Genomic DNA, 15,057 nt, shown 5'->3' with positions numbered 1-15,057 from the left:
ATAAGTGAAAACATTCCCGATCCTTGACTCCTGCGTGCGCCGGTGCCGCGAGCAACATTTCTCATCGCCGCTGGTCGTCTCGTTTGACCTTGTGAAACGCCATGAAAAGCAGGCAATGACGAATCACAGCCAGACTATCGAGCGACTTGCAGAGCGCGGCGGCTTGTCGTGGTTCGAACTGCTCATGGTGATGACGGACAAAGGTCCGACAGATGAGTATTGGACCCGCATCGAAGGTATGAAACTTACCGAAGGAGAAATCTTTCGGATTGTCTCGATCAACCTGATGCACGAATTCAGCGCGGCATACGCGGCATAACCCAACCATTTCCCGTCACAAGGGCCTCCATCGCGAGGCCCTTTTTTATTGAGGCCATCAAATGAGCGACGTAGCAGCAGCGACCACCCAAGAGGGCGCCGCATTACCCAGCAGCGCACCGCAGTTCGACAGCTTTTTCGCGAGCCATAGCATCGCCGACGAACCGCCGCCGCGTGAGTTGGGTACTGAAGCGTCGCAAACAGCCCAGCAGACCGAACAGGAAGCCGCTGGTGACGATGCCAGCAAGTTTGCGGCCCAAGAGAAGGGGCAGGAAGCCGAAGGGCAGCAAGAGGCTCCTGCCTATGCCAGCCTCAACGAACTGCTCTCGGCTCACAAGATCGATCCGGAATCGGTCATGGGCCTGCACGTCACGACCAAGGTCGATGGCGTCGAGAAGGCGGTACCGCTCGCCGAGGTGCTGAAGTCGTACCAGCTCGAAGGCCACGTCAACAACAAGTCGATCGAGCTTTCGAACCAGCGGACCGCGTTTGAGCAGGAGCGCGAGGCCGTGCGCACGCTCGCACGCCAGCAGCTTCAGCACAACCAGGGCTTGGGCAATCTTGCCATGCAGATGCTCAATGCGGACTTCCAGAAAGTCGATTGGAACTCGCTGCGCGTGCAGAACCCGGCTGAATTCGCGGCGCTGCAAGCCGAGTTCCAGAACCGCCAGGGCCAGATTCAGGGCTACATGAACCAGTTGCAGCAGCAGACCGCATTCGAAGCGCAACAGCAGCAACAGACCCTTCAGCAGAACCTCGCGCAGGAGCGCGAAAAGCTCTACAACGCGATTCCCGACTGGCGCGACCCCGCAGCCTTCGAGAAAGATCGCGGCCAGATTTCGCAGTACGCCCGCAACCTGGGATTTCAGGACGCCGAGCTCAACCAGATATTCGACCACCGCTTCATGCGAGTCCTGCATGACGCGACGCGATACCAGGCGCTCCAAGCGGCGAATCCCGAAGTGTTGAAGAGGGTCCGGCAAGCGCCTCCGATGGCCGCCCCGGGATCCCGGACGGATGTGAACCCCACGGAGGCGAAGCGACGCGCAGTCGTTGAGCGCCTTAATCGGAATCCTCGCGACGAAGATGCGCAGGCCGCAGCCTTCGACTTCTTCGCGAAATAAGATACGGAGTAAATCATGTCGGTCCCGTCAAACACGTACCAGACGTACACCCAGACCAACATTCGGGAAGACCTCTCGAATCTCATTTTCAACGTCGACCCGTACAAGACTCCGCTCTTGAACATGTCGAAAAAGAACCGCGCCACACAGGGCAATCACGAGTGGGATACCGACTCGCTGGCTGCTCAGAACCTGGCCAACGCGCAGGTTGAAGGCGACGATCCGGCCGCTCAGGTTCTCACGCCGACCGCGCGCATGGGCAACTACGTTCAGACCTCGAACAAGGTCGTCCAGCTCTCGGGCAAGGGTCAGGCAGTCATTGCGGCCGGCGGCTCGAACAAGATGGGCTACCAGCTCATGAAGAAGTCGAAAGAGCTGAAGCGCGACATGGAAGGCATCCTGACCTACAACTCGGCGAAGAATGCCGGTTCGTCGGCAGTTGCTTCCACGACGGCGGGCCTGCCTTGCTGGCTGTACACCAACACGGTGTTTCAGAACGGCAACGGCGGCGCGAACCCGTCGCTGAACGCCAACGGCTGGACGGACGGCACGAGCACGCGGACCTATGACGGCACGCCGGTGGCCATCACCGAAGCTCAGGTGAAGAGCGTGTTGCAGAAGATCTTCAAGTCTTCGGGCGAATCCCCGGAATATGCGCTGGTTTCGCCCGCGAACAAGCAGAACATTTCCGGCTTCAGCGGTCCGGGCACGCGTTTCATCACGGTCGAGGACAAGGTTCTGAAGACTGCGGTGGACGTGTACCAGTCGGACTTCGGTGACGTGAAGATCATCCCGGACATTTTCCTCGCGCATTCGGCAGATTGCTTCTTCATGAACCCGAACTATATCCGCGTGGCGTATCTGCGGCCGTTCCAGACCATTCCGCTCGCGAAGACCGGCGACAGCGACAAGAAGATGCTGCTTGTCGATTACGCGCTCGAAGTCGGCAACGAGCATGCCCACGGCGCGATCTTCGACACGCTCGGGTAAAGGTTAAAAGCGTCTCCACGGCGATTCGGGGCGGCTTCGGTCGCCCCATCTTTTTCCGGACACAGGTTCAAGGAGCATCAAAATGGCTGGTTCAATCATCACGGCAGGCACCACGCGCACGCAAGCGGGTGCCACGCAGATCACGGCGGACATTACGACCGTCAACACTTCCACCGCAGCGACCGCCGGCACGAACAATGGCGACGGCGTTGCGCTTCCGCAGATCGGATCGGGGACCGATAAGGTCTTCCTGGTCAACAACACCGCGAATCCGATTCAGGTCTACAGCTTCAACGTGGCTTCGGGTACGGCTGATACGATCAATGGCGTAGCTGGCGCCACTGGCGTCGCACTGCCTCCCTATAGCGCCGCGACGTTCATTGAGGCCAATCCGGGCGCATGGCAGGTGCTGCTCGATTCGCCGCCGGCCGCAGGCTATACGGCCAACGCGGCGACGACCGCAGCCACTTTGACGGCGGCAAGTGTTGCGAGCGGGGTTGCATCCGTCGATATCAACATGACCGGCACGCTAGGCGCTGGTGCAGCGCTGACACTGCCGACCGTCGCAAACATGGTCAAGTCCATGTATGGCCCTAGCATCGGCTCGTCGTTCCGTATGCGCATCCTCAATTCGGGGGGCGGTGCTTTTTCATGGACAGTGACCACGAACACCGGCTGGACGCTATCCGGCGCCACTCAGACGGTTGCGCAGAATACGTGGCTGGAGGGCATCGTCACGCTCACGAGCCTCACGGCTGCGACGTGGCAGACCGTCGCACGCGGCACCTACAGCTAATCCACCCTTTTCAGGCGAGAGTTTGGGCACCTTTCGGGGTGCCCTTTTTTATTGGAGAACGAAATGGGATGGATGCCAATAGCGCCGTGGCGGCCGATTTCCGGCCAAGGCCAGAACCTGACTTTCGGCGCGGCGTCGGTCGCTTCGACCGTTATCGGAAATAACGTTCAGGCTGTTCAGATCTCCGCGTTGACCTCCAACTGTCATGTGGCTGTCGGCATGAATCCGACCGCAGTAGTCACCGACATGCTGGTGAAGCCTACCGATCCGCCACTCGTCATCCTGATTGCACCCGGCGAGCAGATCGCGGTTATTGAGGACACGGCGACCGGCACGCTGAACGTCGTACCCGTCACACACTGATCATGACCTGGATGCCCGTTCTCCACGTCAAGCGCTGGACATGGTGCGAAGACGTTGACTACGTACGCATTGAACCCTGGTGGACCATGCAATGAACCCGAATATTCCAGATAGCCCGGACGGCATGCGCACGACGTACCACGAGGAAGGCGACAAGATGGTCGTCAACTACACGCAGGACGTGGAAGGTGTAATGAAGCATGCGCACGAGGCGCGCGCCGCGGAGGGTGCCTTCGACAAGACGCCCGACATGAAGCGCGTCATGAGCGTGCCCACAGTCGTGATGCTTGAGATCCTCAACAAGTATGGCTGGGACTATATGAACAAGGAGCACTGGCCGCACGTGATGAAGATCCTGAAGGGACCGGAGTATGCGGCCTTCCGGACGACCAACAAGGTGATCTGATGCAGCAATATCAGAACAGCGTCGCGAACACGGCGACCGGGTTGCCGCTGGTTGCGGCCACCGTGCAGGTCAACACGTACCCAGGCGGCGCACCGGCCACGATCTATTCGGACAATGGCATCACGCCGATTCCTGGCGGCACGCTGACGACAGATTCGAACGGCCGCTTCTCGTTCTACGCTGCCGATGGTCATTATCAGATCGTCGTCAGCGGTTCTGGCATCACGACTCAGACCATCAACGACGTAATTCTCGTCGACATTCTCCCTGCGGATCTGCCTACGGCTTTGCCCAGCTCGGCGGGCAAGCTGTGGAATGACGGCGGCGTGATAAGCAGTAGCTGAGGAAAACATGCTCAAAAAGATCAAGCTGGGCCTAGTAGCGCTACTGCTGCCATTGCTGGCGTTCGGCCAGAGCTATCCGTCGCCGACGTTCAACAACCTGACCGTCAATGGGACTTTCACCTCGACGGGAAATATCGGCCTCGCGAGCCTCGCCAAGCAGGCGGCCAATACCGTCGTGGCGAATGTGACGGGTTCGACCGCTTCGCCCACTGCGTTTGCAATGCCGAGTTGCAGCACATCGGCCAGCGCGCTGAACTGGACGACGAGTACCGGATTCACGTGCAATACCGCAGTCAATGCGGCGCAACTGAATGGAGCGACGTTCGCCGCACCAGGCGCGATCGGTGGCACGACGCCAGCGGCGGGCACATTTACGGTGCTCGCGGCGACGCTGACGAATCATGCTGTCGTGATTGGCGGCGGCACAAGCGCAGCGCTCGGCACTGCTGCGCCTGTGTCGGCTGGCGATGTGCTGACAGACAACGGTCCCGGCAACAGCCCAACGTTTCAGGCGATCAACGGCATCTCTGGCAAGAATCGCATCATCAATCCGGCGATGGCGATCGACCAGCGCAACAGCGGCGCGGCGCAGACGATTACAGCGGGTGCCGCGCTCGCATACACGGTCGATCGATGGTACGGGTACAGTACCGGCGCCAACGTCACCGGGCAGCGCGTAGCGGGTTCCAGTGCATCACAGTTCCGGTATCAATACACCGGTGCCGCGAGCGTCACAGGCATCGGGTTCGGGCAGCGTATCGAGCAGTTGAACTCGTACGACCTGAACAATGCAACCGCGACGCTCTCGGTTGATCTCGCGGACTCGCTGCTGACCACGGTCACATGGACCGCGTATTACGCGACCAGCGCCGACAGTTTCGGTACGCTCGCGTCACCTACGCGCACGCAGATCGCTACCGGGACATTTACCGTCACCAGCACGGTTACTCGTTATTCGACGCAGATTTCAGTTCCATCGGCAGCGACAACCGGCATTGAGATCGTTTTTTCGGTGGGCGCGCAAACGTCTGGAACGTGGACGATCGGCAATGTTCAGCTTGAGCCAGGAAGCACCGCAACCACGTTCGAAAGACGCCCATACGGGCAGGAATTATTGCTGTGTCAGCGCTATCTTCCGGCGATCAATACCACAGGAGCCGGCGATATAGCGGTTGGGATTACGACTTCAACGTCTGGCGGCATTGTTTTCTATTCTTTCAAGACGACGCCGAGGGTTCCTCCGACAGGCATTACGACGGCAAATATCGCCGATTTCAGCGCCACGACAGCGACGAACTCCAGCGTCGCGACGGCAATTTCCATGTCAAATGCTGGGACGGATGGCGCGCGCATATCCGTAACCGGCACGGGAACGCCTTATACCTCAAATAACACGTTTATTCTTTTCGGCAATACCGCGGGCGGGGTGATTCTCTTTATGGGATCGGAGCTATGACCATCTTCGTCCCGGCCTCTTACCCATCCAGCTACCCCTCAGATGCTATACGCGACTACCCGACGCTTCAAACCGCGATTCAGAACTGGTTCGCGCGCTCGGACATTGGCACCTACATCGATTACTTTATCCAGGTTGCGGAAGAGCGCATCTATCGCGACATCTTCACGATGAACCAGGGGGCAGGCGTCGCACCGCTTGAGACCGCCATCAACACGACGATCAATGCGAATGGCGTTGTACCGTTGCCGGTCGGCTACCTCGGGGTGAAGCATCTGCTGGTGAGCCTGAATAACTGCACGTTCGAACTCGTGCGCAAGAATGCCGAGTTCATCTACACCAAGCATGCGTTCCGGGCTCCCGGCAGCGCGCCGGAGTACTTCGCACGCGAAGGCACGAATTTCATCTTCGGACCGTTTCCGGACAGCGCATATGCAATAAGCGGCATCTACTGGCAGCGCTTTCTGCCGCTCTCGGCGACCAATCCGACGACATGGATGACGCAGTTGACGCCGCTCATGCTGCTGCAGGCGTGCAATGCGGCGGTCGCTGGTTTCCTGAAGGATTCGGCAATGATCCAGTTCTGGGAAGCGGAGTACTCGCGCACCATCCAATCCTTCCTGATGGCCGACCGCGCCGAAGCGATCTCGGGCTCATCTCTTGCGATGACGACCGCCTGACATGATGCTCCCTATCGCTGACTTCGCCCCGGACCTTCCGCCGAACAACGCAGAGGGCGCGTCCGCGAACGTCGTCAATCTGTTTCCGCGCACGCATGAATCATGGGGGCCGGTCGGCACGCTCGTGCCGCTGGGTGGTACGGGGCTCGCCGCGCAGTGCATCGGCGCGATTACGGCCATCGACATTGGCGCGAACAACTATATTTTCGCTGGCGACAAGACGAGCCTGTATCTGCAAACACCGGGTAGCACCGGGTTTTCAAATGTCAGCAAGAGCGGCGACTACACGGTCGCGGCCGGCGAGCACTGGAACTTCACGCAGTACGGACAGAGCATCATCGCCGCCGGCTGGGGTAACGCGCTTCAGTCGTACACGCTGAATTCGTCCAGTCTCTTCGCGAACCTGTCGTCATCCGCCAACGTGCCGACCGCGCGCTACATCGCGACGATCCGTGACTGGGTGATGGTGTTCAATACGAACGATTCGATCAATGGCGAGCAACCGCAGCGCGTCCAATGGTGCGCGATCGACGATCCGACCACATGGCCGCAGTTCGGCAGCAACACGGAAGCCCAGCTTTTGGCGGGGTCGCAGATTATCCCTGGCGATCAGGGCTGGGGAATGGGCATTGTTGGCAACCTTGGCAACGCAGACGGAGCGCTCTTTTTTGAGCGCGCGATCTGGCGCGTGGTGTATCAAGGCTCGCCCACGGTCTTTGGCTTTTACATTGCGGAAGGCGCGCGCGGCACGCCGGCCCCGAAAAGCATCGTTCAGGTCGGCGCGCTCGCTTACTACCTCGGTGAAGACGGCTTCTACTCGTTCGACGGCTCCAATTCCATGCCGATTGGACTGGATAAGGTCGACAAGACCTTCTGGGCTAACGTCAACGACTCCTATCTGAACAACGTCATTGCTGGCGTCGATCCGCTGAACCGGCTGGTGATGTGGCTCTATCCGTCGAATTCGTCGGCGAATGGCACGCCGGATTCGTTGCTGGTCTATCACTGGGCGCTTCAGAAGTGGGGCTTCGCACAGGTCAATGCCGAGTACATCTTTCGCGCGATCACGCAGGGTTACTCGCTGGATTCGCTCGACAGTACCGGCTATACGCTCGATACGCTGCCGTTCTCGCTCGATTCGCGCGTGTGGGCTGGCGGACAGGTGCTGATGGCGGCCTTTACGCCGACGCACGGCCTCGCATATTTCACTGGGGCGCCGGCCAATGCAACCGCTGATACGGTCGAGATTGAGCCATTCGCCAGCGCTGGCAAGCATGCATTCCTGTCGAGCACGCGCCCAATGGTCGACGGTGGCTCGCCCACGGTCCAGATCGGCATGCGTAACCGCCTGATCGACACGCCGACCTTTACGCCCGCCAGCGCGATCAACGCGAATGGCGAATGCCCGGCGCGCGCCGATGCGCGGTATATGCGCGCTCGCATTCAGACGAGCGGCACCTTCACGAATCTGCAGGGCCTCGAAGTTCCCGAGGACAGCATCAGCATGTCGGGGCGCAGATGACAACGCAAGGCTATCCGCTCGCGCCGCAGACCTTCCCGAATGAGAAAGAGCACCGGCGCCTCATCGCGTCGGCCGCCAATCTCGCATTGCAGGGCAAGCTCAATGCGGTGACGAAGGTGACGCTTGCGGCGAGCACGACGACCACCACGCTCACCGATGCACGGATCGGTGCAAACACCGGCATTTTCTTCTCGCCGCTGACGGCCAACGCCGCAGCGGCGCTCGGTGGCCTCTACGTCTCGGCACAGCAGAAAGGTCAGGCGACGCTCACGCATGCGAGCAGCGCTTCGGTTGACCGAACTTTCAGCGTCCTCCTGATCGGATAACCCAATGCTCTACGGCATCCAGCCCGCTGAAATCAACGCGGTCTGGGAAGACGTGCGCGCGCTGATCGAAGCGGCATGCGAAACAACCCGCGGCAAGTTCGACGCGGAAGACATACGGGCGGGTCTTTTGACGGGTGAAGACCAGCTCTGGATCTGGAGAACGTCTACCGCCTTTGCGGTGGGTATCACCCGTCTCGCGAACTACCCGAAACAGCGCGTTTGCACGCTTCGGATCGTCACCGGCACAAACATGGATGAGTGGTTTTTGCCATGTATCGAGACGATTGAAGCATGGGCGAAGGCGAATGGATGTCACGCGATGGAGTTTCAGGCGAGGCCTGGCTGGGAGCGATTTCTTCGCCACCGCGGCTACGACAAAACCCATGTTTATCTTGAGCGTGCCATATGATCCGCAATCCTCGACAAGTCCATCTGCTGCGCCTCGGGCTTCCCGTCATTCCAGCGAATGGCGGCGGTGGCAGCGGCAGCACCACCAGCAATTCGGTCTCCACGCCGTGGACGGGCCAACAGCCCTATCTCAGCAGCGTATTCGGCGGCGCGCAGAACACCTATAACCAGTACGCAGGCAATCCTGCGTCATCGGTTGCGGGCTTCACGCCGATGCAACAGCAGGCGATGGGCAATACGCAGCAGGTCGCCAACGGAACGAATTTCGGCAACGCTGCGTCGCTCAATAACAACGCAAGCAGCTACACCAACAATCTGGTCAACGGCCAGTATCTGAACGCGAATCCAGCGAATGCGGCGCTCTCAAGTATCGCCAATGGCTCGCAACTGAACCCGGCCAGCAATCCCTACATGCAGGGGATGGCGAACGCAGCGAACACGAACATCATCAACGCGTACCAGACCGCGACCGCACCGCAGAACACGAGCGAGTTCGAGGGCGCCGGCCGGTATGGCTCGGGCGCGATGATGAACTCGCAGAACATGGCGCAGCAGGGCCTTGCGACGCAGCTCGCGAACGCACAGAACAACCTCTACGGCTCGATGTACCAGACCAACGAGGGCAACCAGCTCAACGCCGCGCAGCAACTCGGCAGCAATTACAACACCGCGGCGCAACAGCAGCTTCAGGGTTCGTACAACGCGCCGAACATGGTCAACTCGGTCAACGCGGCGAACAGCAACCTGTACAACACCGGCGGCAACCAGCAGGCCCTGAGTCAATCGCAGATCAACGCGCCGTGGCAACTGCTGAACAACTACTCGAACCTGATTCAAGGCCAGTACGGCGGCAACACGTCGACCACGACGCCGTACTACACGAACACCGCAGCTGGTGCCATGGGCGGCGCGATGGGCGGCGCGGCACTCGGCAGCGCGATCAGCGGTGGCTCAGGTTACGGGAGCGGGCTGGGTGCGGCGGCAGGCGGCCTGCTGGGCGCATATTCCGATCGACGCCTCAAGCTGGATGTCGAGCCGACCAACGAAAGACTCGGGAACGGTCTTCCGCTCTATCGCTACCGCTACCTGTGGGATGAACCGAATGTGCGCCGCACTGGCGTCATGTCGGATGAAGTGCGCCGGATCGCGCCGCACGCGGTATCGACCGATCCATGCGGCTTCGATATGGTGAACTACGAAGCTATCGGGGGCGCACATGTCCTTTCTCGGTAGCATTTTCGGCAACATCCTGCCGTTCGTTGGGGACAGCCTCGGCGAGATCGGCAGTCATCCGTTGCAGGCGCTGGGCGCGGCGGCAGGCGTCCCCGGTTACGACCCATTCTTTGGCGGCCTGCTCAACAACAAACCCGGCGGCGCGCTGCTCAGCCCGACTGGCAACTTCACGTCGAGCGCGTGGCAGAACATGTATCAGAACGATCCGGGCAGCACCGGCGCGCTCAACATGTTCAACGGCATCAACAGCGTGGCCGACAAGGTTGCGCCCGCGATTGCTGGCGCATATGCCGCTCCGGGTCTCGGCGCGGCATTCGGCGCGGGCGGCTCTGGCTCTGCGGGCGCGCTCGGCGCCATGGGCACGACCGGCGCAGCGGATGCAGCAGGATCGGCTGGCGCGGGCCTGGGTGGCGCAGGAATGGGTACCGGCGCCGGTCTCGGCTCAGGTCTCGGCGCTGGCGCGACGTGGGGTGGTGCTTCGGCTGCTCCGGTGATCGGCAGCGGTACGTCTGGGCTGTTCACTTCAGGCGCGGGCGCAGGCGGCATAGGCGGTCTGCTCGGCGGTCCTGCTGCGGTCGGCGATGCTGGCCTGACGGGCGCGGTCGGTGCGGGCGGCTCAGGCCTCGGCAGTCTCATGGGTGGCGGCGCTGATCTTGGCGGCGCGCTCGGCTCGGCTCCTACTGGCCTGTTCAGCGGCTTGCTTCCCGGCGGCGGCATGTCCGGCACGGCGAGCGGCGCGCTCGGCGGCGGCCTGTCTGGCGCAACGGCCGGCGCTTCGCCACTCGGCGGCGCGACGATGGGCGGCTTCACGCCTTCCGACGCGAGTTCAACGATGAACCAAGGCCAGAAGTTGCTCCAGATGCAACAGCAAATGCAGCAACAGCAACAACAGAATCAGCCGCGCATGGCCGCGCCCGTGATGCAGCAGCGTTTCGGAAATCCGGCGATGCGGAACGGAAACATGCAACTCGGCCCGTCGATGTCCTACGCGAGCATGCCGATGAATAACCAGTTTGGTTTCGGGGGTTGATATGGCAGGCCTTCTGGATTTTCTCAGCGGCTCGGGCGGCGGCGATCCGTCGCAGGCTCAGGGCGGCATGGGTCTCATGAACCTGTACGCCAACCCGCAACTCGCCGGCATGCTTGGCATGTCGCAAGGGCTGCTCTCAGCTTCCGGCCCGTCGCGCATTCCGGTGTCGATGGGGCAGGCGATGGGCGCGGGGCTCGGCGGCATGCAGCAAAGCGCGGGCAACGCATTGCAGATGCAAATGCAAATGGCGAAGATGCAGGCCATGATGAACCCGTTCGGCCCTCCTTCTGGAGGTCAGGGCGCACCGGGCCAGATGCAGCAGCCTCAACAGCCGCAGCAGCCCAATCCTGCAATGGCGCAAGGTGCGCCGGTCTCTGGCGGTGCTAACGTGGGGCCAATGTCGGGGCTCTCAGCCGGCATGGGTGGCCTGATGCAGCCTCAGCCTCAGGGCGGCCAGCCGCAAGCCGCTGCCGCGCCTAGCGCAACCGATCCGTTCTCAGCGATGTTCGGTGGCCATACGCCGCAGGAAGTGATGATCGCGGGCGCACGCGCGGCGGCGCTCGGCAATCCCGCCGGCCCGAAGATGATGGAGATGGCGGCGCAGTACGATCCGTCTCTGCAAGCCATGCTGCCGACTGACATCACGAAGATGGGCACGCAAGCTGGCATGACGCCAGCGCAACTGCAGGCGGCCAACGCTGCCGGCGTGCAGAAGGCCACCGCGGTGCCGATCCGCCAGGGCGGCGGCGTGATGGTTGGCAACCAGATCACGATGACGCCGGGAGCGGCAGCACCGGGCTTCATGAACGTGCAGGACCCGAGCAGTCCGAGCGGATGGTCTTCGCTACCGGTGCAAGGCGGTCTCAATGCGATCTCGTCGAGCGCCGCAGCGCAAGCCGGCGGCAAGGCTCAATATCAGGTTCAGCAGGTTTGGGACCCTGCCGCGAACAATGGCCAAGGCGGCTTCGTCAAGCAGACCACTGCGAATGTGGCCAACGCAGCGAACGGCAACGCCGCGCCGGTCGGCATCCGCAACAATAACTTCGGCAATATCAAAGGCTCGAACGGACAGTTCGCCCAATACGACACGCCTCAGGCCGGCGTGAACGCAGCGGATCAATTGCTCTCGACCTACGGCAACAAGTACGGGATCAACACGCTTTCGGGGATCGCAAACCGATGGGCACCGCAAGGGGACGGCAACAACAACCCGGCGGCGAAAGCAGCCGCAATGGCGGCGGCGAGTGGCGTCGGAGTGAACGAGCCGGTCAATCTGGCCGATCCCGCGACGCGTGCGCGCATCCTGCCGGCCCTGTTCGACACGGAAACTCCGGGATGGCGCAATGCGATTCAAGGTGGTGGTACGGCGTCGGCACCGAGTGGCGCGCGCGGCCCGATGGCTGCACAGCCTCCGATGGGCGCTCAAAACGCCGCAAACGCATCGCAGGGTGCGCCCAGCAAGCAGATGGCCGATGCGTATAGCGCGCTATCAGGATCGGATGCGAACTATCAGGCATCGCGCACAGCCCTTCAAAGCATGATGGATATCGCAAACAAAAATGCACCGGGCGACGCGGTCGCGCGGTTGCTTCCACAGGAATGGGCGACGAGGTTGAGCGACGACGCAGCAGAATACGAGAAGGCACACGCCAATTTCATTTCGCTTCAGGGGAAAGCACTTGGCGCTGGAGGCACTGATGCTTCCCGGGCCAATCAGGCCGAGTCCGTTCCTGACTTCACGAAACCTCAGCAGGCAAAAGTGAACGGTTTGAATGCGCAACTTCAGCAACTCGACATGAACCATCTGAAAACGCAGTTCATGACGCCGGTTTATCAGCAAGGCAACGAGAAGACATATACGACTCAAAACGCGGCATTCGATCAGAACGTCAAGCCGGCGATGCTGCCAGTCTTGCAATTGTCTGGCCCGCAACAGCAGGCTGCGGTGCAGGCGGCAATCAAGGCCAATCCAGCGCTGCGCCCGAACTTCGAATGGGCGTTCAACAACGGGTTGCTGAAATGAGCGCCTTCGACGATTACCTCAAGGCACCGGTCGCCCAAGGTGGGCCGTCGTTCGATACTTACCTTGGCGCCGCGCCTGCTCCGGCATCCGCTCCGGTCCCGGCGTCGGCAGCGGGCGGCACGGGAGCCGCGGCACCTCAGACCGCTGCCGGGCAACCTGGTGCGCTCGCGTCGGCCGCTGTCGGCTTTGGCAAAGGCCTCGGCAATGTCGCATCGGGCATCGAACAACTGGCCGGCAAAGGCGCGAGTGCGGTCGGTCTGAACACGGTCGGCAACTACCTCACGAATGATGCGAACTATGGGCTGAACGCTGCGCAACAGGGCGCTGCGCCGTATGCGGCCGCGCATCCGATCGCGACCGGCGCCGGCCAGATCGCAGGCAACATCGTCGGCACCGCGCCAGCGATGGCGCTTGGTCCTGAATTCGCCGGACTCGGCACGATGGGGCGCATGGGCGTCGGAGCGATGCAAGGCGCAGCCGGCGGCGCAATGATGCCGGTCCAGAATCCGGGCAATGACTTCTGGATGCAGAAGGCTGAGCAGGCTGGCGTGGGAGGTTTGCTCGGCGGTGCAGTGCCAGCAGTTGCGGCTGGTGCCAGGGCAGCGGGCAGAGGTCTTTGGAACGCGATTCAGCCCGTCGTGCAACCGGGACGCTTTGTCGGCCAGGGTCTGGCTGGCGCAATGGACCCGGCAGAGGCTGCGGCGGCAGCGCAGAACATTCGCGGCGCGCAACAGTTCGTACCCGGCTCGATGCCGACAACTGCGCAGATAGCACAGACGCCGGTGATGGTGCAGACCGAAAAGGCGGCGGCGAATGATGTTACTCCATTCAAGACGGCGCTGATGCAGCGCGCGATTGGCAATAACGATGCGCGGTGGCAGGCGCTGATGGGCGTTGCTCAGGATCCGGCTGCATTGCAGGCCGCGCAGGCCGCGCGCGCACAGACCGTGCAACCGCTCTATGACGCCGCGCATAGCGCGACGGCGAACATAGGCCCCGGCTTCATGCGCAAGGCGCAGATCCCTGAGATGCAGCAGGCCATGCAGCAGGGTGAAGACCTGGCTCGTTTGCAGGCGCAGACCGGGCGCGGTGTGCCGGCTGTGTGGCCGACGGCACCGACGCCGGGCGTATCCGGAACCGGTTCGAAGGCCATCAACGGCGCGGCACTAGATTATACGAGCCGGTCATTGGGCGACATGATCAACACGGCGAGCAGCACGGGGCAAACACAGAAGGCCGGCGCGCTCTCCGATCTGAAAAACTGGGTTGATAGCTGGGCAGGCCAGTATGTCCCAGGCGTGCAGCAGGCGCGGCAGGCCTATCAGCAGGCCAGCGTACCAATCAACACGATGCAGGTAGGCCAGCAGATCGCCAACGGCCTCGGCACACGCGCGATGAACGCAGGTGGAGCGCCAGAAATCGGATTGATGCCGTTCCGTTCAGCTCTCACGAGCGCGATGAATAGCGGGGATGCAGCGAAGTTCGGCATCGATGCAGGGGCGCTCAATACACTCCAAGGCATCGGCCAAGACCTACAACGCGCGACCGTCTCGAATTCGATCAAGTCACCCGGCAGCGATACCGCGTACAACCTCGCGGCGAATGGTTGGCTTGCGCGGCAGTTATATGGGCCGTCATTCGGCGGTGCGGGCAATGTGGCAAAGGCCGTGGGCGCGCTCGGCGCGACGGCGCTGGGTCATCCGATGGTGGGGCTTGGGATTCTCGGCGGTGCGAACAGGGTCGGTCAGATGATTGGCGGCCGCCTTCAGGATCGGTTATCGGGCCTTCTTATGAATCCGGATACGGTCTTGCCGTACCTCGATGCTCGTGCTGCCTCGGCGGCGCAAGCGGGCCCAGGCGCGCTTATGCAAGGGCTCCTGAACTATGGGCGTCCAGCCGCCGTACAAGGGCTTCTTGGCGGCTTCAATAATGCCGGCAATAAATGAAATGACCGCGACGATACCCAACTTGACCAGTCCGACGACCAGAACGTCGTGCATGCGAAACCTCCGACCCCGCCACGTGCGGGGTTTTCATT

General features: G+C 61.6%; 16 protein-coding genes. All 16 read left to right on the top strand.

What is annotated here, in order from left to right; all coding sequences use genetic code 11:
• Positions 1–4 precede the first annotated feature (4 nt).
• A complete protein-coding gene (locus tag KHO33_RS05670; protein ID WP_211629172.1) occupies positions 5–319 on the top strand; it encodes a hypothetical protein in 315 nt (104 codons plus the stop codon).
• Between the two features lie 61 nt (positions 320–380).
• Entirely contained in the window at positions 381–1,442 is a 1,062-nt protein-coding gene (locus KHO33_RS05665; RefSeq protein ID WP_211629171.1) for a hypothetical protein, read from the top strand.
• 15 nt (positions 1,443–1,457) lie between these two features.
• Entirely contained in the window at positions 1,458–2,432 is a 975-nt protein-coding gene (locus KHO33_RS05660; RefSeq protein ID WP_211629170.1) for an SU10 major capsid protein, read from the top strand.
• Between the two features lie 82 nt (positions 2,433–2,514).
• A complete protein-coding gene (locus KHO33_RS05655) occupies positions 2,515–3,228 on the top strand; it encodes a hypothetical protein (protein WP_211629169.1) in 714 nt (237 codons plus the stop codon).
• A gap of 63 nt (positions 3,229–3,291) precedes the next feature.
• The gene (locus KHO33_RS05650) at positions 3,292–3,591 is read left to right on the top strand and encodes a hypothetical protein (RefSeq protein ID WP_211629168.1); all 300 of its coding nucleotides are present in this window, start codon (positions 3,292–3,294) and stop codon (positions 3,589–3,591) included.
• A gap of 91 nt (positions 3,592–3,682) precedes the next feature.
• On the top strand, positions 3,683–3,997 hold the full coding sequence (locus tag KHO33_RS05645) for a hypothetical protein (RefSeq protein ID WP_211629167.1): 315 nt from the start codon (positions 3,683–3,685) through the stop codon (positions 3,995–3,997).
• Positions 3,997–4,341, top strand: a complete 345-nt coding sequence (locus KHO33_RS05640) for a carboxypeptidase-like regulatory domain-containing protein (RefSeq protein ID WP_211629166.1) — start codon at positions 3,997–3,999, stop codon at positions 4,339–4,341. The genes KHO33_RS05645 and KHO33_RS05640 overlap by 1 nt, the downstream gene beginning before the upstream one ends.
• 7 nt (positions 4,342–4,348) lie before the next feature.
• Positions 4,349–5,797, top strand: a complete 1,449-nt coding sequence (locus KHO33_RS05635) for a hypothetical protein (RefSeq protein ID WP_211629165.1) — start codon at positions 4,349–4,351, stop codon at positions 5,795–5,797.
• The gene (locus KHO33_RS05630) at positions 5,794–6,477 is read left to right on the top strand and encodes a phage adaptor protein (protein WP_211629164.1); all 684 of its coding nucleotides are present in this window, start codon (positions 5,794–5,796) and stop codon (positions 6,475–6,477) included. The genes KHO33_RS05635 and KHO33_RS05630 overlap by 4 nt, the downstream gene beginning before the upstream one ends.
• 1 nt (position 6,478) lies before the next feature.
• A complete protein-coding gene (locus KHO33_RS05625; RefSeq protein ID WP_211629163.1) occupies positions 6,479–7,999 on the top strand; it encodes a hypothetical protein in 1,521 nt (506 codons plus the stop codon).
• Positions 7,996–8,325 carry a hypothetical protein gene (locus KHO33_RS05620; RefSeq protein ID WP_211629162.1) on the top strand — a complete coding sequence of 110 codons (330 nt, stop codon included), beginning with the start codon at positions 7,996–7,998 and terminating at the stop codon, positions 8,323–8,325. Before KHO33_RS05625 ends, KHO33_RS05620 begins: the two co-directional genes overlap by 4 nt.
• 4 nt (positions 8,326–8,329) lie before the next feature.
• Positions 8,330–8,734 (top strand): hypothetical protein, encoded by a 405-nt coding sequence (locus KHO33_RS05615; RefSeq protein ID WP_211629161.1) that lies wholly within the window; start codon positions 8,330–8,332, stop codon positions 8,732–8,734.
• The gene (locus tag KHO33_RS05610) at positions 8,731–9,966 is read left to right on the top strand and encodes a tail fiber domain-containing protein (protein WP_211629160.1); all 1,236 of its coding nucleotides are present in this window, start codon (positions 8,731–8,733) and stop codon (positions 9,964–9,966) included. Before KHO33_RS05615 ends, KHO33_RS05610 begins: the two co-directional genes overlap by 4 nt.
• A complete protein-coding gene (locus KHO33_RS05605; protein ID WP_211629159.1) occupies positions 9,950–10,996 on the top strand; it encodes a hypothetical protein in 1,047 nt (348 codons plus the stop codon). Before KHO33_RS05610 ends, KHO33_RS05605 begins: the two co-directional genes overlap by 17 nt.
• Before the next feature lies 1 nt (position 10,997).
• A complete protein-coding gene (locus KHO33_RS05600) occupies positions 10,998–13,019 on the top strand; it encodes a hypothetical protein (protein WP_211629158.1) in 2,022 nt (673 codons plus the stop codon).
• Positions 12,989–14,965, top strand: coding sequence for a hypothetical protein (locus tag KHO33_RS05595; RefSeq protein WP_211629157.1), 1,977 nt, complete (start codon positions 12,989–12,991; stop codon positions 14,963–14,965). Before KHO33_RS05600 ends, KHO33_RS05595 begins: the two co-directional genes overlap by 31 nt.
• Positions 14,966–15,057 lie beyond the last annotated feature (92 nt).

Source organism: Paraburkholderia nemoris, from assembly GCF_905221015.1.
GTDB classification, from domain to species: domain Bacteria; phylum Pseudomonadota; class Gammaproteobacteria; order Burkholderiales; family Burkholderiaceae; genus Paraburkholderia; species Paraburkholderia nemoris.
Note: the sequence above shows the minus strand (reverse complement) of the source record. Positions and strands in the feature narration are given on the sequence as shown.